The following is a 20852-nucleotide window of genomic DNA, read 5'->3' as shown; positions in this document are numbered from 1 at the left end:
CGTTCTTTCCAAGCGGCACGCCTTGCCTTGCGATCAACGCTATCCGTGCAGGGCCGCAACCCGGGCGACCGCCGGACGCGCCGCCACCCGGTCGAAAAGCGCCTGCAGGCGGGGATAGTTCGACAGGGGCACACCATCCCCGTCGAGCCACCGCAGCACCGTCCAGACATACAGATCAGCGACCGAGAATGTGCCCGCCACCCAGTCGCCGGTTTGCCGCTCCTCCAGCCATGCGGCGCAATCGGCCATGTTCTCGGCAACCTTTGCGCGCATGCTCTGCTGAGCGTCCGGGTCGTCGGACCAGCGGTGCCCGCGCATCTTGTGTGCATGGGCCACGTGCATCGTCGAGGCGAGGAATGTCATCGTCTCGCGCGCGCGGGCGGCCTGCCACATGTCGGTTGGCATGAGCTCTGCCTGCGGGTGCGTGGCCGCGATCCACCACAGGATGGCAATCGTTTCGGTCAACGTGCCATGTTCGGTTATCAAGGCCGGAACACGCCCCTTGGGATTGATCGCAAGGTAGTCGGCCCGCGTCTGTTCGGCCGCGGAAAAGTCGAGCCATTTCAGATCATACTCTGCGCCGGCCTCCTCCAGCGCGGCATGACTGGCAAGGGCGACGGTGCCCGGTGCAAGGTGGAGTGTCAGGGTCATGAGATGGCCTCCGGTGGCGCAGACAGGTCAGTGTTCCGCGATCTGTATGGCAAGCTTTGCGCGCCGCGTCTTGTCTTGAAAGACCACCCACCCACGAGTGTTGATCACGCTGGACATGTTCATGAACACGAGGTCAGTCGTCGTGGCGACGCAAACAAGCGCGCGAAGACAACAAGGGCCCGACGGGAATGGGCGGGCGGGGTGGTGCCCCGCCGCGCCCCGGCACGCAGCATCCGCCTGCGGTCAGCCAGCGGCCATCTGGTTGTGCTTGCGCGCCATGAAGGTCTTGGCCGTCTCGACCGCCACGGCGGCATCGCGGCAATAGGCATCCGCACCGATGGCGCGGCCGAACTCCTCGTTCAGGGGCGCACCGCCGACAAGAACCGTGTAGTCGTCGCGAATGCCTTTCTCGACCATCGAGTCGATCACGACCTTCATGTAGGGCATCGTCGTGGTCAGCAGGGCAGACATCCCGAGGATATCGGCCTTTTCCGCGGCAAGGGCATCGAGATAGCTGTCTACGGCATTGTTGATGCCAAGGTCCACGACCTCGAAACCGGCGCCCTCCATCATCATCGACACGAGGTTCTTGCCGATGTCGTGGATGTCGCCCTTGACCGTGCCGATGACCATCTTCCCGACGCGCGGCGCCCCGGTTTCGGCCAGCAGCGGCTTCAGGATCGCCATGCCGCCCTTCATCGCGTTCGCGGCCAGCAGAACCTCGGGGACGAACAGGATGCCATCGCGGAAATCGTTGCCGACGATTGTCATTCCGCCGACCAGCGCCTCGGTCAGGATGCGGTAGGGTTCCCACTTGCGTTCCAGCAGGATCTCGACGGCTTCCTCGATCTCTTCGCGCAGGCCATCGTAGAGGTCGTCGTACATCTGCGCGACCAGCTCCTCGTCGGGCAGGTCGGCCAGGATGATGTCGTCTTCTGCGTCGTCTGACATGGTGGCTTCCTCATGTGCTCAGGATTTTTGTGGATGGGGGGCCGCGATCTGACAGTGCAGAAAGCGACATCGGGCTGACGCCTCGCGACCATCTTGCGCGAATTCGCCAGATGTTCTATTTATGTTCTCATGTTTGACGCCTTGTCCCCGACCGCAATCGCGACGCGCGGCGCCCTGTCCAACGCGGGCAGCAGGTTCGACCCCTATCAACGCGAGGTGGCGATGCCCGCCCGCCCCGCGACCGAGGTGCGGGAGGAACATCTGGGCCGCGCGATCAGCCGAAACAAGTCGCCCGACCTGGGGTTCGACCGGTCCGTCAACCCGTACCGGGGTTGCGAACACGGCTGCATCTATTGCTATGCGCGTCCCAGCCATGCCTATCTGGGCTTGTCGCCGGGCCTTGATTTCGAAACGCGGCTGACGGCGCGTCCGAACGCGCCCGAGGCCTTGGCGGCGTAGCTGCGCGCGCGCAGCTATGTGCCCGCCACGATGGCCATCGGAACGAACACCGATCCCTATCAGCCCATCGAACGGGATCGCCGCATCATGCGTCACCTGTTGGAGGTTCTGCGCGATCATCGGCACCCCGTCGCCATCACGACCAAGGGCACGATGGTGGAACGCGACATCGACATCCTGCGCGACATGGGGCCACAGCTGTGCCGCGTCGGCCTGTCGGTCACCACGCTGGACGACGCCCTTGCCCGCAAACTGGAACCCCGTGTCCCCGTTCCCTCGCGCCGCCTTGCGACCATCGAGCGGCTGGCCGAGGCGGGGGTCGTCGTGCGCGTCATGGTCTCGCCGGTCATCCCCGGCCTTACCGATCAAGAGGTGGAGGGCATCCTGTCCGCCGCGCGCGACGCGGGCGCGCAGGCGGCCAGCATGATTCCCCTGCGCCTGCCACTGGAAGTCGCACCGCTGTTCGAGGAATGGCTGCGCGAACATGCGCCCGACCGCGCCCGCAAGGTTCTGAACCGCGTGCGGGAGTTTCATGGCGGCAAGCTCTATGACGCGGGTTTTGGCCAGAGGATGCGCGGGCGCGGTGTTCATGCCGACCTGTTGCAGACGCGGTTCCACCGGGCCTGTGGTTCGCTGAACCTTGCATGGAAGTTGCCCGCGCTGCGGACGGACCTGTTCCGCGTGCCGCCTCGTGCGGGCGACCAGCTGGCGCTTTTCTGATCGCTGGTGCCCGGTCATCCGCGGGGCGCGTGCGCAGTGGGCGCAGGATTCGGATATTTGAGGAACAAAGAAGGAGGGCATGGTTATCACCCTCCGGCCGTGATGCGGGCGGTGACGGAGTGGTGGTCCGACAGATGGCGCGGCCCGCGTGTCGTCCGGGCGTGCCAACCTTCGGGGATGATGACGTGATCGATGGGCAGGCGGATCGCACCGCCCGCCTTGACGAAGGTCGCACGCAAGCCACCCGTCACCTTGCCGTCAGCCGCGTCGGCAATGCGCGCGACGGCCGTCGACCAGGGCATCTGGTTGAAATCGCCACCGATCACGAGGGGCGTCGCCAGACGTTCGATTTCGTTCACGAGGCTTGCGACCTGCTGCATCTGGCGATCGCCACCCGCGGGCCAGGGCCAGTGCAGGTGAAGCGACAGAACGGTGACCGGCCCGAGGTCGCTCTGGACCCTGACCCAGGCCTCGCCACTGCTCAGGCACCCGCGATCCAGAACGGTTAACCGGGTGGCAACGGCGGTGCCGATGCCGACGGCCTCGGGGCAATCCAGTCCGACCCAAGGGGCGGGCAGGGTGCGCAGCGCGGTCCAGACCGATTGCACCTCCTGAAAGGTGGCGACATCGGACCCCTGGATGACGTCCGGGAACAATCGTCCATCGTTGATGTACAGGATGTTGTGTTGCAGCAGGCGCAGCGCGGGCCCATCCCCGGTGCGTGTGGGCAAGGCGAACAAGACGACCGGGATCAGGCCGATGACACCCAGCATCGCGGCCGAAAGTCGGAGGCTTCTTCCCGCCGACCCGACCAGAATGGCAATCAGCAACAGCCCCGCCGCCGCATAGGGCAGCAGGATCGCGAGGCTGTCGAAGGCCGGCATCCACGGGCCGGCAAAGGATGCAAGGACGCAGACGGCCAAAAGGCCGACCAGCAGGCCGAATGCGGGACCCATCAGCCGCGCGCGCGGCGCCGGCTTGTCGACCGGTCCCGTGTCGGGCCGCGACCGTCCGTGCCATCACTGTCGGACGAGAATCCGCCCAGTCGTTCGGCCACGACGTCGAGGGCAGGGGCCGTCCCGCGGGGCGTCGATTCCAGCGCGGCGCGCATCTTTTTCAAGTGGGCCGGTGTCGTGCCGCAGCAACCGCCGATGATCGTGGCGCCCGCATCGCGGGCGAGAACGGCATAGTCGGCCATCAATTCGGGCGTGCCGTCATAATGGATGTGCCCGTCGTGAAACTTGGGGATACCCGCATTGCCCTTGGCGATGACGGGTATGTCGCCGGTAAAGCCCATGACGGTGCGGATCAGGTCCGATGCGCCGACGCCGCAGTTGGCGCCGTAGGCTACGGGCGCATTCGGCAGTTTGGAGACAAGCCGCGACATGGCACCCGATGTGGTGCCCATCATGGTGCGACCGGCCGTATCGAAGCTCATGGTGACGCACCACGGCATGTCCACGAGGGCCGCGGCCTCGGCGGCGGCTTTCAGTTCCTCGGGGGCGCTGATCGTCTCGACCCACAGGACGTCGGCACCACCGGCCTTCAGGCCTTCGGCCTGCTGGTGAAAGATCTCGACCGCTGCTTCATGGGTCAAGGGACCCATGGGGGCCATGATTTCCCCGGTCGGCCCCATCGACCCCGCCACGACCACGGGGCGGCCCGCCTTGTCCACGACTTCGCGCGCGATCTCCGCACCCATGCGCGACAATTCCCCCGCACGCGCCTCGGCCCCGTGCAGCTTGAGCCGCGCGGCGTTGCCACCGAACGTATTGGTCAGGAACAGGTCGGACCCGGCATCCACCGATCCCTGGTAGAGGGCGCGCACCTTGGCGACCTCGGTCTCGTTCCAGAATTCGGGGGCGTCCCCGGCCTCCAGCCCCATGTTGAACAGGATCGTGCCGGTCGCACCATCCGCCAACAGCCAGTCGCGGTCGCGCAGAAGTTTCGTCAGGGCGTCGGGCATTGCGGCCTCCGGAAGGGAAATGGGCGGGTCGGGCGCCTATGACCCGTGTGGTCACCCAGCGCAAATTCAAATAATTCATCACCGACGTGAGGGCGGGAACAACTCTGCCGCCGGTTTTTCGCCCATGGCCCGCCCGAAATTGGTCATTTGCCGCCATTAGGCCGGATCGGACCGTTTCGAACATCAGAGGCTTGCGTGCCCCATTTTTCCGACCTGCGGGCGGCCCGTCGACACGGATCGGCCTATCACCGATCGAAGGCCATCCTGACGATGGCCATCATCGTGGCCGATGCCGATCGCGATCTGGCCGAGGCAGAGGTCGCCGCAATCTGTGCTGCGGCCACGACGGTGCCCGGTCTGTCGGCCCTGCCGGCCAGCGCCCTGAAGGCCGCGGTAGAGGAGGTCATCCGCAACCTGCAGGACGGCGGAACGGAGGACGTTTTCGAACACGCGGTGCAGCACCTCGACGATACCGGCAAGATTGCCGCCGTCCTGTTGGCATCGCAGGTCGCCTTGTCGGATGGGCCGGTCAGTTCCGCGCAGGCGGCCGTGCTGGATCCGATGACACGGCGCCTCGGGATCACGCCTGTTCGACAGGAAGCGATCACCAGGATGGCGCGACACAGGCTGTCGCGGACGGAGGCGGGGCGATGACACCACGCAGGACGCCTGCGACCGCAAGGTCGACCGGCCAGATACGCCTTTCGACGCCGTTCCGTATTACGGTTCTTCTGGATGAAATCCTGCAGTTCGACGCCGGTGACATCCTGACCGCCGTGGCAGAGGATTTCCCCGACCTCGCATGGGGGCGCGCCGACGCAACGCCCGACCCGGCGCCCGGTGATGCCTCTGACGCCGTGGCTACGGTGCCCTGTGGTGGGGGGATCGGTCCGGGCGTCATCACGGCGGGCGAAGCGATTTCGATGGATTGGCATCCCCTGTTCCATCGCAACCGGATCGATCCCACCGGCCCGGATGCCATCCGCATGACGCAGAACCGCGCGCATCTTGAAATCGCGGTCAACCATGGCGGCACGGATCTTGCCCGCCGCCTCGATGCGGCCCGCTACGCGACCGCCATCGCCGCAGTTTTCGCGGACCTTCCCATCACGGCGGGGATCGCCATCGGGTGGTGCGACCGATTGATGCCGGGGGACGATTTCCTGAGGGCGGCGGATGCCGTTCGCGCCGGGCGCATCCCGTTGCTGCACTGGCTGCATCTGGTGCCCTTCCGCGATCCGGCTGCACCCAAGTTGCGCAGCGGGGTCAGCGTCGGTCTGGCCTCTTTCGTGGGGGTGGAGGTCGAGATCAGGCAAAGCCCGCAACCACAGGCAGAGGTCCTGCGCGCGATCTATGCCGCAGCGGCGCAACTGCTCGACGGGAACGACATGTTCGCGGACGGGGCGGAGATGACCGGCCCGGCCAGCCACGGCGCGGCGCCGGTGACCTATCGTCTGCGGCACCTGCCAGAGGGCAGGCTGGGCAATGATACGGACCGTTGGCTGCTGATCCATCCCGAAAGCCCGTTTCCCGACCGCAAGTTGCTGGGCCGTGCGAAAGCCGGGCGTCCCCGGCCCAAGGACGGGGCGGGGTCGGACGGCAGGAACGGGGGTTGGCTTGCCAGTCGGGTGGCCAGGATGCGGCGGGGGCCGACCGACGGGGCATGACGCCCGGCACGAAAAAACCGGCCCGCGGGTTGCACGCGGCGCCGGTAGCTACCTATCACCAGCCTCGATGTTCCGGGTTACGTGGAACAGCGCCGGGAACGACGCATGCGGGGCAGGGCCGTAAGCCTAGTCTTCGATTTCGGTCATGACCTGGGTTTTGGCGGTCTCTTTCAGGGCGGCCATCTTGGCGCGAATCTCGCTCTCGCTGGCCTTGGATCCCAGATCGCCGGAAACCTTGCGGAACACGTCCTCGTCACCCGCTTCCTCGAAGTCGGACTTGACGACTTCGGTGGCATAGGCCTTCAGGTCATCGCCGGTCTTGCCCAGCAATTCACCCGCCCATTCCCCCAGCAGGCGATTACGCCGTGCCTCGACCTTGAATTGCAGTTCGGCGTCATGGGCGAACTTGTTTTCGAAGTTCTTTTCGCGGTCGTTGAAGCTGCTGGACATGGGGGTCTCCGGTGGGTTGAGGCGTCACTGGATCAGATATGCGACCTCGCCCGTGTCATCGCAACCCGTCACCCCCACGGGAACACCATGACCGCTTAACTTGCAGCGGTGTCCCATTCCGCATATGTGCGCCCTGACCGCAGCACCCCGAGGATGGAAACCAGATGGCCAGGCGCAAACTAGTCTACGAAGGCAAGGCCAAGATCCTGTACGAAGGCCCAGAGCCGGGAACGCTTGTGCAGTATTTCAAGGACGACGCCACGGCCGGCAACGGCGAGAAGAAAGACGTCATCGACGGCAAGGGCGTTCTGAACAACCGCCTGTCCGAGTTCTTCATGACCGGCCTCGCCGGCGTCGGTGTGCCCACGCATTTCATCAAGCGGTTGAACATGCGCGAGCAGTTGATCCGTCAGGTCGAGATCATTCCGCTGGAAGTGATCGTGCGCAACGTGGCGGCCGGATCGATGTCCAAGCGCCTTGGCATCGAAGAGGGCACGCCCCTGCCACGCCCCATCATCGAATTCTGCTACAAGGACGACAAGCTGGGCGACCCGCTGGTCGCCGAAGAGCATATCATCGCCTTCGGCTGGGCCAGCCAGCAGGACCTTGACGATATCGTCGCGCTTGCGCTGCGCGTGAACGATTTCATGTCCGGGTGCATGATGGCCGTCGGAATCAAGCTGGTGGATTTCAAGATCGAGATCGGCCGCGTCTGGGACAACGATTTCCAGCGCCTGATCCTCGCGGATGAGATCAGCCCCGATTCGTGCCGTCTGTGGGATATCGAGACCGGCAAGAAGCTGGACAAGGACGTGTTCCGCCGGGATCTGGGGTCGCTCGCCGATGCCTATACCGAGGTCGCGCGCCGTCTTGGCGTGTTGCCGGCCAACTCCGGTCCGGTGACGCGACCGACATTGATCAACTGACGATCCCGCGTCCGGCTGGGCGCGCGGATCGGTACATACGCACAAGACACAAGGGAGCGTCCCGATGAAGGCTCAGGTAACGGTCATGTTGAAGGACGGCGTTCTCGACCCGCAGGGCGAGGCGGTCCGGCACGCGCTCGGGGCGCTGGGATTTTCGGGCGTTCAAGGGGTCCGGCAGGGCAAGCTGATCGAACTGGATCTGGCCGAGGGCAGCACGGAAGCGGACGTGCGCGCCATGTGCGAAGGCCTGTTGGCGAACACGGTCATCGAAAGCTATCGCATCGAGATGTGACGCCGGTCGCGGCCTTGGCCGCTATCGCGAGGTAATGCACGAAAGGGCGCCGGGATCGGGAACGATTCGGCGCCCTTCCACGTTCGTCCATCAGAGCAACTTCTGAAAGGAGAGCGCTATGAACTGGGATCAAATCCAAGGCAATTGGACGCAATTCACCGGCAAGGCCAAGCAGCAGTGGGGGGAGTTGACGGACGACGACCTTGCACAGGCCGAAGGCGATCGCGACGTTCTGGAAGGCAAAATTCAGGAGCGTTACGGCGACAGCAAGGAAGAGGCCCGCGAAAAGGTCGACGCATGGATCAGCAGGCTCTGAGGCCAGCGGCCGACGGAATGTGACAAGTGGATTGTGTAGCAATTGGTACATGTAACGAGTGTGACGACCCGCCGGCGGCGGGTCGTTTTCGTTTGTCAGGGACGTCGGCACCCCGCCGGCAAGATGACCCTCGCGCCTTGGGATTTGCCGCGCTAGCCTCATCTCAAAACAGGGAGGTTTCTCATGCGTGCTGCTGTTCTGCGATCCTACAACGCACCCTTGTCGCTGGAGGATGTGCCCCATCCCGAGTGCCCCGATGACGGCGTCGTCCTGCGCGTCATCGCCTGCGGCGTCTGCCGGTCGGACTGGCACGGGTGGGTGGGGGAGCATCCGCGCGTCAAGCCCGGACAGATCGGCGGCCATGAATATTGCGGCGAAGTCGTCGAGGCCGGGCCGAACGCCACGCATGCCGTCGGTGACATGCTGGTGGCCCCGTTCATCCTGTCCTGTGGCAGTTGTCCGCAATGCCGGTCAGGCGCGTCGAACACCTGCCTCGATCAGCGGCTGCCGGGCTTCGTCGAGCCGGGGGCCTTTGCCGAATACGTCGCGGTGCCGCGCGACTTCAATCTGGCCGTCCTGCCCGATGGTATCTCACCTACGGTGGCGGCGGGTCTTGGGTGTCGCGTGACCACGTCGTGGCACGCGCTTACCGGGCGCGCGGCCTTGCAGGGGGGCGAATGGCTTGCCGTTCACGGCACCGGCGGCATCGGATTGTCCGCTGCCCTGCTGGGCCGGGCCCTGGGTGCGCATGTGGTGGTGGTGGACGTGGTGCAGGAAAAGCTGGACCATGCGCTGTCGCTTGGCATGGATGCCGCCGTTCTGGCGGGCGAGGATACCGCCGGGCAGATCCGGGAGATCACGGGCGGCGGGGCGCATGTCTCGGTCGAGGCGCTGGGCATTCCGGCCACGGTGAACGCCTCGCTCGAATGCCTGCGCCCGCTCGGGCGGCATGTGCAGGTCGGTCTGCCGACCGGTCACACGGCGCGCATGGATGTGAACATGTCAGCCGTCTATCAGGGCAATCTGGCAATGTACGGGACGCGCGGCATGCCATCCTGGCGCTACCCCTCGCTTCTGTCGCTCATCACGTCCGGGCGGGTCGACATGTCTCCGATGATTGCGCGCGAGGTGGCCTTGTCCGATGTGTCCGATGAATTGGCTGCCTTCAACGGCCCGACCCCGCCGGGCGTGGCGATCGTGACCGATTTCGCCCGCTAGGGGATCGGGCGCGACCTGCAGACGGCGTCTGGAAAGTTTCGCCGGAATGTGAAAAACGGACGGCGCAGTGTCCCCAGATTGTGAAGCATGCCCATGAAAGCCGCCGTCCTCGTCTTCCCCGGTTCCAACTGCGACCGTGACCTTGCTGTGGCCTTTCGCGCCGCCGGGTTCGAGACCGAGATGGTCTGGCACAAGGAAACCGAACTGCCTGCCGGAACCGACCTCGTGGGGGTGCCCGGGGGCTTCAGCTATGGCGACTACCTGCGCTGCGGGGCGATTGCCGCACGGTCTCCGATCTCTGCTGCGCTGAAGGCACATGCGGATCGGGGGGGTTATGTGTTCGGGCCCTGCAACGGCTTTCAGATCCTGACCGAGGCGGGGATGCTGCCCGGCGCGCTTTTGCGCAATGCGCGGATGAAATACATCTGCAAGACGGTCGCGCTTCGGGTCGAGGACGCCGAGAGCGCCTTTACCAGCGCCTATTCCGTGGGCGACGTGATCGACATTCCGATCGCGCACCACGAGGGGAACTATACTGCCCCGCCGGAAACGATTGCCCGCCTGACCGGCGAAGGGCGCATCGCCTTCCGCTACGTGGAAACGCCCAACGGTGCGGCGGACGACATTGCCGGGATCCTGAGCCAGAACAAGCGCGTGCTGGGCATGATGCCCCACCCCGAGCGTGCATCGGACCCAGCCCACGGCAATACCGACGGCGCCGCCCTGTTCGCCGGGTTGGCCCGCGCGCTCGTCGAGGCCTGATCGCGTCTCGTCCGGCGGGCGGCGCACCGCCGACGCGCGGCCCCACGCTTGAGGCAGGGTCGGTCGCGCGATAACGCTCTGACATGTGGTGGCGCAGACGCTCAATGGATCAAACGGATGAGAACCGCGGCACCAAGTCCGAACGGGTGCTTCCACGTCTGCCGATGTTGGCCCGGATCATCGTGGCGTCGACCGTCCTCGTGGCGATTGCCGTCGTCTATGTGGCGAATGCCTATCTGACCGAGCGATTCGTCGAGACGACGCGGACGCGGGCAGAGTTGCGCCAATCCCTCTATGCCGGTGCCATCCTGTCGGAGTTGCAGCGCAATTCCGTCGTGCCGCTTCTGCTGGCACGGGACCAGACGCTGATCTCGGCGCTGAACGTGCGGGATTTCTCGGCATCCTCTCAGCGGCTGATCTCCTACGTGGATGAGATCGGGGCGGCCTCCATCCGATTGATGGACATGGATGGACGCACGGTGGCCGCGACGGATCGCACGCAACTGGGCACGCTGCACCGCGAAACGCCTTTCTTTACCGAGGCCGTGGATACCACGGACACTGTCTTCACCCTCGCGCCCGATGCGGCCGGGGCCTATGTCGCAAGCTTCAGCCGCCTGGTCCGGGATGGCACGACGCCGCTGGGCGTTCTGCAGGTGCAGGTCGACCTTGCCCAATTCGAAAGCCGGTGGCGCGGCACGACGGCGGCCGTCGCCGTCACCGACGCGGGGGGGACCGTCATCCTGTCGACGGAACCGCGGTGGCGCGGCAAGCCGCTGGATCAGGCGTTGCAGACGATGTCGGTGCCCTCCGCCCTGGAACGGGCGCTGGCGACGACGGGCGCATTCGGGCCTGACACGGATGACGGGTATTTTTCGGGCGCGGCCTTGATGCAGATGGAGGCACGGGTGCCTTTCCGGGGCTGGCGCCTCGTAAGTTTCACCAGCTACGAATCCGTGCGCGAACGCGTCAACGGCGTTCTGGCCCTGATCATCATGGGCTTTGCCCTGCTTCTGGCGCTCGGGTTCTACCTGCTCAATCGCCGATCCACCCTTCGGTCCCTGCTGTTTCAACGCGAATCCGTCGCGCTGCGCCGGTTGAACGACCGCCTCAGCCGGGAAGTTGCCGAGCGAAAGCGCGTGCAGCTTGAACTGAAGGAAACGGAGCAGAGCCTTGCACAGTCGTCCAAACTTGCCGCACTGGGCGAGATGTCCGCGGCCGTAAGTCATGAGTTGAACCAACCGCTTGCGGCGATGAAGACCTATCTGGCCGGCGCGCGCCTTTTGCTGGATCGACGTCGCCCCGAAGAAGCGCTGTCCAGCTTTCAGAGGATCGACGATCTGATCGACCGGATGGGCGCGATCACCCGTCAGCTGAAGTCCTATGCCCGCAAGGGGGGCGAAGCCTTCGAGGAGGTGGATGTCAGGCAGGCGGTGTCCGCCGCACTGACCCTGATGGAGCCGCAGTTGCGCCAGCACAAGGTGCGCCTGACGCAGGCCCTGCCGGAACAGCCCGTCCTTGTCATGGCCGACCGCCTGCGGCTGGAACAGGTGATCATCAACCTCGTGCGGAATGCGCTCGATGCGATGAACGACGTGGATGACCCGGAACTGGATATCCTGGTAACCTCGGGCGAGGAGGTCGTGATCGCCGTCCGCGATTCCGGCCACGGGATCGAGGCGCCGGAGCAGTTGTTCGAACCCTTCTACACGACCAAGAAACCGGGCGAGGGTGTCGGCCTCGGGCTGGCCATCAGTTCGGGCATCGTATCGAACCTCGGCGGGCGGTTGACCGCCCGCAATGGCGAAACCGGGGGGGCGGTGTTTGAAGTTCGCCTGCCGACGTTGGAAACACGGCTCGACGCAGCCGAATAAGGAAGACCCCCATGGCCGAACAGGCACGGATCGCCATCGTTGACGACGAACAGGACATGCGGCAGTCGATCAGCCAGTGGCTGGCCCTGTCCGGGTTCGCGACCGAAACCTATGCCAGCGCGGAAGAGGCGTTGAAGAAGGTGACCCCCGATTTTCCCGGCGTCGTCATCAGCGATATCCGCATGCCGGGCATGGATGGCATGCAGTTTCTCAAGCGCTTGATGAGTGCGGACAGCAGCCTGCCGGTCATCATGATCACGGGGCACGGCGATGTTCCCATGGCCGTCGAGGCGATGCGCCTCGGTGCCTATGATTTCATGGAAAAACCGTTCAACCCCGACCGCCTGACCGAACTGGCCCGGCGCGCCGCGCAGACGCGCAAGCTGACCCTCGACAACCGCGCTCTGCGGCGCGAACTCTCGGACGGGACCGTTCTGATGCGCAAGCTGATCGGCACGTCGCCCGCGATGGAACGCCTGCGCGAGGATATTCTCGATCTGGGGCAGGCCGATACGCATGTCCTGATCGATGGCGAAACCGGGACCGGCAAGACCCTGGTGGCCCATGCCCTGCATGCGGTCGGCCCGCGGCAGGGCAAGACATTTGCGATGACGTCCTGCGCCGCACTGGGAGAGGAGGAGCTGGGCGCCAAGCTGTTCGGCCCGGTGACCGAAGGTGGCCTGCCGCTTGTCGAAGAGGCACGCGGCGGCACGCTGGTCCTCGAAGATATCGAGAGCCTGCCCGCCGCGCTGCAGGCGCGTCTTCTGACGTTCATCAACGAACAGGGGACCCCGGCGGAAACCCGCATCGTGGCGATCTGCAATGCCTCCGACCCGGATCGGACATGCGAGGCGGCGCTGCGGTCGGATCTGTTCTTCCGGTTGGCCGCCATGAAGCTGGTCCTGCCGCCCCTGCGCAACCGGGGTGAGGATGTCCTGACCCTGTTCACCCATTTCGCCGAGGCATTCGGCGAGGAATACGGCGCGACCCCGCCGCAACTGTCGGCGCAGGAGGCGGCGCAACTGTTGCAGGCCCCTTGGCCCGGCAACGTGCGTCAGCTGATCAACCTGGCCGAACGCGCCGTTCTGCAACAGCGGCGGGGGACGGGATCGATCGCCTCGCTGCTGATGTCCGACACGCAGGAGCAGGGTGAGACCATTCAGGTCACGACCGAGGGCAAGCCGTTGAAGGAATACGTCGAGGCGTTCGAGCGGATGCTGATCGACAACACGATGCGCCGCCACCGCGGGTCCATCGCTGCGGTGATGGAGGAGTTGTCCCTGCCGCGCCGGACACTGAACGAAAAGATGGCCAAGTACGGGCTGAGCCGGTCGAACTACCTGTAAGGGGCGTCGACCCGGCGCCAGTGATCGTCATAGGCCGCAGCGATATTGGGGTGGGCGTCGATGAACGCCTGCTCTTCTGGTGTCAGGGTGGTGCGTTTCGCACACGTGAACTTGTCCGCGGCGTTTGCGCGGCGATGCTGATCGATTGATTGGGCCCAGCCGTCGACGTCGGCCAGGTTCAGGGCGTTACCGATACCTGACAGATGCGAGGCGCCATTCGCGGCCATCTGCGGCAACCCGAAGCTGACAAGGGTGATCTCGGGGCAGTCTGCCATCGATCCGGCGTGGACAATGGACTGAATGAACAGGGCCGCGACGTCCTCGATCTTCTGCTCTGGCCAGCGATTCCAGATGGATAGCCAGTGTTCCGGAAAGGGCCGCAGGCAAAAGACGAATGTCATCGGGCCGACGATTCCATGGATGCGGGACCATTGATGCTCGATCCTCGGCAGTTTGAACCCCTCCACGCCGGCCTTGACGCGATCACGGCGCAGGCCCTGTTTCTGAGCACCCCTTACGGCGGCCCAGAAGATGTCGGCTCGGCTGTCCTGCCAATATTTCGCCCCGACGGCGGCCATCTCCGCATCCATCCGGTCGATATAGGCAAGTGTTTCGCGCAGGGCGGCGGCATGCGGCTCCCCTTCGATCGCGACGTCGGGATGCCGGTTCAGGGCATCCGTGACAAACCGGGTTCCCGACCGGGGCGGGCCGCCGACAATGACCGTGCGCGGCGGCGTTCTATCGATCCGAATGCTCATTTTTCATCTCCTAGATCAATCGATCGCGAGAATGAAAGGCGCATTCCGGTTGCTCATGCCCCTGCGGATCGTGTCCCCGCACTCAACAGTTGCACGATGCACCCCTTGCAGATATGCAACAAAGACGGTCGTGCCGCCAATCGGTTGGTGGTCGGGACCGGTTGGATTCTTTCCCGCATGATCGGTGACCCTCAATGTGGTCCACGACATCGGGCTAAGTATGTGGGCTGACTTTTACAGCCCCGAGAGACGCCCGAGCCTTTTGGTGTCGGGCAATGAATGGCCAGCCCCCTGAAATCAGGGGCCGCGGCCGGAGTAACGCGCGATGACGCAGGACAGAACAGCAGGCGACGGGATGCGGCAAAACCGCCCCGCGATGCTGTATGGCTGCCTCGCCCAATCAAGTCAGCCCGCCGATTGCGCCGCCCCAGGGGGGCGAAGGCGCGCGGGCTGCGGAAAGCAACATGGCGAAGAAAATGCTGATCGACGCCACCCACCCGGAAGAGACCCGGGTCGTGGTGGCAGACGGAAACAAGGTCGAGGAATTTGATTTCGAAAGCCTGAACAAGCGACAGCTTGCAGGCAACATCTACCTGGCAAAGGTCACGCGGGTCGAACCGTCGCTTCAGGCGGCATTCGTGGACTATGGCGGCAACCGCCACGGGTTCCTCGCGTTTTCCGAGATTCACCCCGATTACTACCAGATCCCCAAGGCCGACCGCGATGCGTTGCTGGCCGAGGAGCGGGCCTATGCCGAGGCACAGGCCGCCGCGGACGAGGCGTCGGACGCGAAGGCGAGTGGCACGGCCCCGGATGGCGACACGGACGATGCAACCGACGACAAGGCCGAGGAGGCCCCCAAGAAGAGCCGCTCGCGTTCCCGCTCGCGCTCTCGCAAGAAGAAGGTCGAGGTAGACGCCTCGGACGCCGATACCGCTGATGCCGTCGAAACGCAGGCGGACGCCGCGGGCGAAACACAATCCGCGCCCGACGACGCGACCGCCCAGCAGGATACGCCCGAGGATCAGACCGCCCCGGCAGAGCAGGAGGCCGCCTCCGCAGAGGATGCGACGTCCGCGGACGCGAAGCCCTCCGAAGTCGAGGCCCCGGCCGATGTCGTCGTGAGCGGAACGGCCGCCGAGGTTTCCGAAGCCGCCACCACCGACACCGCCACGCCCGAGGACCAGCCGGAGCAGGCCGCGCAATCGGATGACGATGACGGCCCAGTCACCACGATTGCCGAAGATACCGGTCTGGAAGACGAGACCGTCGTGTCGGAGGAACCTTCCAAGGCGCCTGACGAAGACGCGTCGACCCCTTCCACCGACGAGGTCGCGACACCCGCCGAACCGGCAGGGATGGAGACTGTCGACCTCGCGGATGAGACCACCGACACCGCAGAGGCGGCACCGATCGTCGATGAACCTGCGCCCAAGCCGCGGTCCCGTTCGCGCAGCCGGCGCAAGTCGTCGGGCAGCACGGCAAAGACCGACAACGCCGACACCGCAGAGCAGGACACCGGTGTCGAGAAGGACACCACCGTCGAGACAGTCGCCGACCCGGACGATCAGGAAGACATTCGCCCCGTTCGCAAGCCGCGCCCCCGGAAGTACAAGATCCAGGAGGTCGTGAAGGTCCGCCAGATCATGCTGGTGCAGGTCGTCAAGGAGGAGCGTGGCAACAAGGGCGCCGCGCTGACCACGTACCTGTCGCTGGCCGGGCGCTATTGCGTGCTGATGCCGAACACGGCGCGCGGTGGCGGCATCAGCCGCAAGATCACCAATGCCGTCGACCGCAAAAAGCTGAAGGAAATCGCGCAGGAAATCGACGTGCCGCAGGGCGCCGGCCTGATCGTGCGCACGGCGGGCGCCAAGCGCACCAAGACCGAGATCAAGCGCGACTATGAATACCTGCAACGCCAGTGGGAGCAGGTGCGCGAACTGACCCTCAAGTCCATCGCCCCCGCGCCGATCTATGAAGAAGGCAACCTCATCCACCGCTCGATCCGCGATCTGTATTCGCGCGACATCGACGAGGTGATCGTCGAGGGCGAGGCCGGGTATCGCCATGCCAAGGACTACATGAAGCTGATCATGCCGTCCCACGCCAAGAACGTGAAGCATCACCCGGAGGGCGGCCAGCCGCTGTTCGCCCAGCACGGGGTGGAGCAATACCTGTCGTCGATGTTCAACCCGACGGTGCAGCTGAAGTCGGGCGGATATATCGTCATCGGCATCACCGAGGCGCTTGTCGCGATCGACGTGAACTCCGGCAAGTCGACGAAGGAGGGGTCCATCGAGGACACCGCCGTCAAGACCAACCTTGAGGCCGCAGACGAGGTCGCGCGCCAGGCCAAGCTGCGGGATCTGGCCGGTCTGATCGTCATCGACTTCATCGACATGGACGAGCGCAAGAACAACGCCGCCGTCGAGAAGCGGATGAAGGACGCGCTCAAGAACGACCGTGCGCGCATTCAGGTTGGCCGGATCAGCGGTTTTGGCCTGCTGGAAATGTCGCGTCAGCGTTTGCGCCCCGGCATGCTGGAAGCGACGACGCAGGAATGCCCGCATTGCCACGGCACGGGCCTGATCCGGTCGGACGATTCCGTCGCGTTGCAGGTCCTGCGCGCGCTGGAGGAAGAAGGCGTGCGCAAGCGGTCGCGTGAGGTGCTGCTCAAGCTGCCGGTCGATGTCTGCAACTACATCATGAACGACAAGCGCGAACATCTCGCCTCGATCGAGACGCGCTATGGCATGGCCGTGCGCGTGGTGGCCGACGCCGCGCTGATTGCGCCCGATTTCACGATGGAAAAGTTCAAGACCGCAACGCGTCAGGTGCCAAAGCCCGCGTCGCAGGTTGTTGCCATGGATACCTCCTGGACACCGTCGGAGGACGAGGAGGAAGAGGTGATCGAAGCCGAGGTCGTCGAAGAGGCGACCGAAGAGGCAGCGACGCAGACCCCGTCCAAGGACGCGTCCGGCGACGCCGAGGATGGGGCGCCGCGCAAGAAACGCCGTCGTCGGTCACGCCGCCGCAAGTCGGGGTCTGGCGAAGGGAATGGTGACGGGCAGGAAGCGTCCGAAACCGATGCACAGACTGCGGAGCCCGTGTCGGGCGGTGACGCTGCGGCCGAGGAGGCCCCCGCCGACGATGCGCCGAATGCCGAGGCTCCCGCAGCTGATGCTGCGCCGAAGTCCCGGTCGCGTTCCCGGACGCGCAGTCGCTCCAAGAAGGTGACCGACGCGGCATCCGAAGCTGAGCCCACGTCCGAGGCCCAGCCCGAGACGGCAGCAACCGAGGTTGCGGCACCGGAGGCCGATCTCTCCGAAGCGACGGCGCCCGAGGCCGGCAGTGCAGAACCCGAGGCACAGGACGAGACCACGAAGCCGAAGCGGCGTCGCAGCAGGTCGCGCGCCAAGGCCCCGGCAGCAGACGCGGCGGAAACGCCCGTTGTCGACGACGCACCCGTTGCGGAGACGACGAATGCCGAGCCTGTCGTGACGGAGGACGCGCCCGCAGCACCGGAGCCGGAACAGGCACCTGCGGCTGAGGCGAAGCCTGCCAAGCGGACCCGCACGCGGGCCCGTGCACCGGCACCTGTCGCACAGGAAGGACCGTCCGACGCTGTGGAGGCGGCTGCGGAGACGGTTGCGGAGATCGCGCCCGCGCCCGAAGCCGAGACCCCGGCCCCTGAAGGCGCAGCGGCAGAAGCGCCCGTGACGGAACCCGATGCAGGCGCAGCTGACACTGCGACCACGGAAGCCGGGGACGAAACGCCCAAGAAGCGCGGCTGGTGGTCTTTCGGCAGCTGAGTCTTCCGATAGGTCGAACAAAGGAAACGCACCCTTCGCCGGGTGCGTTTTTCTTTTGTGGCCTCGACCGACGCGACGGCATTCTGCCATTTGCACCTGCGCAGGCTTCCCATTCGCACCTTTCCCTGCGCCGTGGGTCTTGGCGTGTCCGATCACCGCCAGGAAATCGGGTTCAACCGCGCATGAAAATCGGACCATCGCAGGGCGTTGACGGGGGCCGCTTGCCCGGTCCATCTGTCCCGGATGCCAGAGTTTGGGGAGCCATCCATGAAAAGCGCACGCCGGGTAACGGGCCACAGCGTTTCATCGCGCAGTCAGGTCGACCCGTTCATCGTGATGGACGTGATGGAGGCCGCCCGCACCGCCGAGGCCGCCGGACGCCACATCGTGCACATGGAGGTCGGCCAACCCGGAACGCCCGCACCCAAGGCCGCGCGCGATGCACTGGCCCGCGCGATGGAGGCGGATGCGCTCGGCTACACGGTTGCTCTGGGCCTGCCGGCACTGCGCGAACGGATCGCCGCGCTTTACAAGGATTGGTATGATATCGACCTCGATCCGGGACGCGTTGTCGTCACCGCCGGATCATCGGCGGCGTTCCTTTTGGCCTTCACGGCCCTCTTCGATGCGGGCGACAAGGTGGGGCTTGGATTGCCGGGCTATCCCTCCTACCGGCAGATCCTCAAGGCGCTGTCGTTGCAGGCCGTCGGGATCGAAACGCGGAACGAAGACCGGTTTCAGCCCGTTGCCGGTGATCTGCCGGGCGATCTGTCCGGCCTGATCGTCGCCTCGCCGTCGAACCCCACCGGCACGATGCTGGACCGTGACAGCATGGCAACCCTGATCAAGGCCTGTCATGCCAATGGCACGGCCTTCATCAGCGACGAGATCTATCACGGGGTGCAATACGCCGGCCGCGCGGTCAGCGCGCTGGAGGTTTCGGACGACGTCTACGTCATCAACTCCTTCTCCAAGTATTTCTCCATGACGGGATGGCGGATCGGCTGGATGGTGGTGCCCCCGGACCATGTCCGCACGATCGAGAGATTGGCGCAGAACATGTTCATCTGCGCCCCCCACGCCAGCCAGATCGCCGCGTTGGGCGCAATGGACGCGACCGAGGAATTGCAAACGAACCTCGGTGTTTATGCCGCAAATCGGCAATTGATGCTGGACGGTCTGCCGAAGGCCGGGTTCGACCGTATCGCGCCGCCGGACGGCGCGTTCTATGTCTATGCAGACGTCTCCGAAATGACCTCGGACTCCGTCGCATTCGCACGCGAGATCCTTGAGAAGGCGGGCGTCGCAGTGACACCGGGGCTTGATTTCGATCCCGTACGCGGGGGGCAAACCCTTCGCTTCAGCTATGCGCGCGCGACGCAGGATATCGTGCTGGGTCTTGAGCGGCTGCAGGAGTTCATGGCTACGCGATGATACGGGCGCTTTTCCTTCTGATGTGTTTCAGCCTGCCATCGCAGGCGCAGGACTTCCGCGCGCTCGCCGTGCCCGACGCCGCGCAGACGGTTATCGAGGATGTCCGGCGGGGCGGTCTGTCACTGGATCTGCCGATCAGTCAGGCGGTGCCGTGGCGCGTGTTTCTGCGCAGCGATCCGTGGCGCCTGATCCTTGATACATCAGAGGTCGACTGGTCCGCCCTTGATGCGACCGCGATCGACGGCGACCGTGCGACCGGCCTGCGGTCGGGGCGTGTGCACCCCGGATGGTCGCGTCTGGTCGTGGACCTGATGGGGCCGATGCAACTGGATCGCGCATGGATGGAAACGGGGCAGGGCGCCCGCATCCGGATCGTCCTGACGGAAGGGGCGGGAACGCCCGGTCCCCTGATCGCGCAGGGTTGGGACAGGATCGCGCCGCCCGATATCGCCACGGGCCGCACGCGGCAGACGGGGGACCGGCCATTGGTCATCGCCCTTGATCCCGGACATGGGGGCATCGATCCCGGGGCCGAACGCGCGGGTCTGACCGAAGCGGACCTGATGCTGCGGTTCGCACGCGAACTGGCCGAGGTTCTGCGCCGGGCCGGCCACACGGTCGTTCTGACCCGCGACGGGGACAGCTTTCTTTCGCTACGGGGGCGGGCGAGTGTTGCGCGCGCAGCCGGTGCCGACCTGATGATTTCGCTGCACGCGGATGCGCTGGACGGGGGCGGGGCACAGGGCGCGACGGTCTATACCCTGTCGGAGGAAGCATCGGATGCGATGTCCGCCGAACTGGCCGCGCGACTGGGCCGCGACGACTTGCTGCTGGGGCTGGAACTCAGCGATCCGGGTGACGAGGTGGCGCAGGTCCTGATCGATCTGGCGCGCGCCGAAACCGCGCCACGGGCCGCGGCCCTTGCCGACGCACTGGTCGCCGGCTTGAACGGTGCGGGCCTGCGCCTGCACAAGCGGCCCCGGCTGCGCGCCGGTTTCACGGTCCTGAAAGCACCCGACATTCCTTCCGTCCTTCTGGAGCTTGGTTTCATGTCGAACGGTACGGACCTTGCGAACCTGACGGCCCCGGCGTGGCGTGCGCGCATGGCGGCGGCCATCGCGAATGCGATCGAGGCATGGGCCGTCGATGACGCTGCGGAAGCGTTGCGTCTGCGGCGCTAGGCCCGCGCGAAACATCGCCACAGGGGCGGCCACCGCTTTGACGTCAATGCGCGCCTTACGTATATCTGC

Annotated in this window: 18 protein-coding genes and 1 pseudogene; 13 read left to right on the top strand and 6 right to left on the bottom strand. The window is 65.4% G+C overall.

The window, feature by feature from the left end:
• Positions 1-39 precede the first annotated feature (39 nt).
• Together V6N07_RS04410 and V6N07_RS04405 are read right to left on the bottom strand one after the other, a co-directional pair.
• Positions 40-651 carry a glutathione S-transferase family protein gene (locus tag V6N07_RS04410; RefSeq protein WP_371154342.1) on the bottom strand — a complete coding sequence of 204 codons (612 nt, stop codon included), beginning with the start codon at positions 649-651 and terminating at the stop codon, positions 40-42.
• A gap of 243 nt (positions 652-894) precedes the next feature.
• Positions 895-1602, bottom strand: coding sequence for a corrinoid protein (locus tag V6N07_RS04405; RefSeq protein ID WP_371154341.1), 708 nt, complete (start codon positions 1600-1602; stop codon positions 895-897).
• 129 nt (positions 1603-1731) lie between these two features.
• Between V6N07_RS04405 and V6N07_RS04400 the strand changes: the two are divergent.
• Positions 1732-2781: pseudogene (locus V6N07_RS04400) on the top strand (PA0069 family radical SAM protein).
• An 86-nt stretch (positions 2782-2867) separates the two neighbouring features.
• On the opposite strand, the gene V6N07_RS04395 reads toward V6N07_RS04400, so the two are convergent.
• A complete protein-coding gene (locus V6N07_RS04395; protein ID WP_371154340.1) occupies positions 2868-3737 on the bottom strand; it encodes an endonuclease/exonuclease/phosphatase family protein in 870 nt (289 codons plus the stop codon).
• Entirely contained in the window at positions 3737-4747 is a 1011-nt protein-coding gene (bmt, locus tag V6N07_RS04390) for a betaine--homocysteine S-methyltransferase (protein WP_371154339.1), read from the bottom strand. The genes V6N07_RS04395 and bmt overlap by 1 nt, the downstream gene beginning before the upstream one ends.
• Positions 4748-4942: 195 nt before the next feature.
• Between bmt and V6N07_RS04385 the strand changes: the two genes are divergently transcribed.
• Both V6N07_RS04385 and V6N07_RS04380 read left to right on the top strand, forming a co-directional pair.
• Positions 4943-5401, top strand: a complete 459-nt coding sequence (locus V6N07_RS04385) for a TerB family tellurite resistance protein (RefSeq protein ID WP_371154338.1) — start codon at positions 4943-4945, stop codon at positions 5399-5401.
• Complete coding sequence (locus V6N07_RS04380; protein WP_371154337.1) at positions 5398-6414, top strand: hypothetical protein; 1017 nt, start codon at positions 5398-5400, stop codon at positions 6412-6414. Before V6N07_RS04385 ends, V6N07_RS04380 begins: the two co-directional genes overlap by 4 nt.
• Positions 6415-6540: 126 nt before the next feature.
• On the opposite strand, the gene V6N07_RS04375 is transcribed toward V6N07_RS04380, so the two are convergent.
• Complete coding sequence (locus V6N07_RS04375; protein WP_371154336.1) at positions 6541-6864, bottom strand: DUF1476 domain-containing protein; 324 nt, start codon at positions 6862-6864, stop codon at positions 6541-6543.
• Positions 6865-7028: 164 nt separating this feature from the next.
• On the opposite strand from V6N07_RS04375, the gene purC reads away from it, so the two are divergent.
• From purC to V6N07_RS04340, 7 genes are all read left to right on the top strand, one after another.
• Complete coding sequence (purC, locus tag V6N07_RS04370) at positions 7029-7790, top strand: phosphoribosylaminoimidazolesuccinocarboxamide synthase (protein WP_371154334.1); 762 nt, start codon at positions 7029-7031, stop codon at positions 7788-7790.
• Positions 7791-7854: 64 nt separating this feature from the next.
• Complete coding sequence (gene purS, locus V6N07_RS04365; RefSeq protein ID WP_371154333.1) at positions 7855-8082, top strand: phosphoribosylformylglycinamidine synthase subunit PurS; 228 nt, start codon at positions 7855-7857, stop codon at positions 8080-8082.
• A gap of 118 nt (positions 8083-8200) precedes the next feature.
• Positions 8201-8398 (top strand): CsbD family protein, encoded by a 198-nt coding sequence (locus V6N07_RS04360; protein ID WP_371154332.1) that lies wholly within the window; start codon positions 8201-8203, stop codon positions 8396-8398.
• A 183-nt stretch (positions 8399-8581) separates the two neighbouring features.
• Positions 8582-9616 carry a zinc-binding dehydrogenase gene (locus V6N07_RS04355; RefSeq protein ID WP_371154331.1) on the top strand — a complete coding sequence of 345 codons (1035 nt, stop codon included), beginning with the start codon at positions 8582-8584 and terminating at the stop codon, positions 9614-9616.
• A 93-nt stretch (positions 9617-9709) separates the two neighbouring features.
• Positions 9710-10378, top strand: a complete 669-nt coding sequence (gene purQ / locus V6N07_RS04350; RefSeq protein ID WP_371154330.1) for a phosphoribosylformylglycinamidine synthase subunit PurQ — start codon at positions 9710-9712, stop codon at positions 10376-10378.
• Between the two features lie 164 nt (positions 10379-10542).
• A complete protein-coding gene (locus tag V6N07_RS04345; protein WP_371155384.1) occupies positions 10543-12252 on the top strand; it encodes a sensor histidine kinase in 1710 nt (569 codons plus the stop codon).
• 11 nt (positions 12253-12263) lie between these two features.
• Entirely contained in the window at positions 12264-13598 is a 1335-nt protein-coding gene (locus V6N07_RS04340) for a sigma-54-dependent transcriptional regulator (protein ID WP_371154328.1), read from the top strand.
• Here the strand turns inward: V6N07_RS04340 and V6N07_RS04335 are convergent.
• On the bottom strand, positions 13589-14356 hold the full coding sequence (locus tag V6N07_RS04335) for a hypothetical protein (protein WP_371154327.1): 768 nt from the start codon (positions 14354-14356) through the stop codon (positions 13589-13591). The two genes, V6N07_RS04340 and V6N07_RS04335, sit on opposite strands and share 10 nt — an antisense overlap.
• Positions 14357-14820: 464 nt before the next feature.
• On the opposite strand from V6N07_RS04335, the gene V6N07_RS04330 reads away from it, so the two are divergent.
• From V6N07_RS04330 to V6N07_RS04320, 3 genes are all read left to right on the top strand, one after another.
• Positions 14821-18168 (top strand): Rne/Rng family ribonuclease, encoded by a 3348-nt coding sequence (locus V6N07_RS04330; protein WP_371154325.1) that lies wholly within the window; start codon positions 14821-14823, stop codon positions 18166-18168.
• Positions 18169-18435: 267 nt separating this feature from the next.
• Positions 18436-19602, top strand: a complete 1167-nt coding sequence (locus V6N07_RS04325; protein WP_371154323.1) for a pyridoxal phosphate-dependent aminotransferase — start codon at positions 18436-18438, stop codon at positions 19600-19602.
• Positions 19599-20783, top strand: coding sequence for an N-acetylmuramoyl-L-alanine amidase (locus tag V6N07_RS04320; protein ID WP_371154322.1), 1185 nt, complete (start codon positions 19599-19601; stop codon positions 20781-20783). The genes V6N07_RS04325 and V6N07_RS04320 overlap by 4 nt, the downstream gene beginning before the upstream one ends.
• The last annotated feature ends 69 nt before the right edge of the window (positions 20784-20852 follow it).

Origin of the sequence: Jannaschia sp. 2305UL9-9 (assembly GCF_041403465.1) — a bacterium.
In the GTDB taxonomy this organism is placed as follows: Bacteria; Pseudomonadota; Alphaproteobacteria; order Rhodobacterales; family Rhodobacteraceae; genus Jannaschia.
This window is presented reverse-complemented; position numbering and strand designations above follow the sequence as displayed.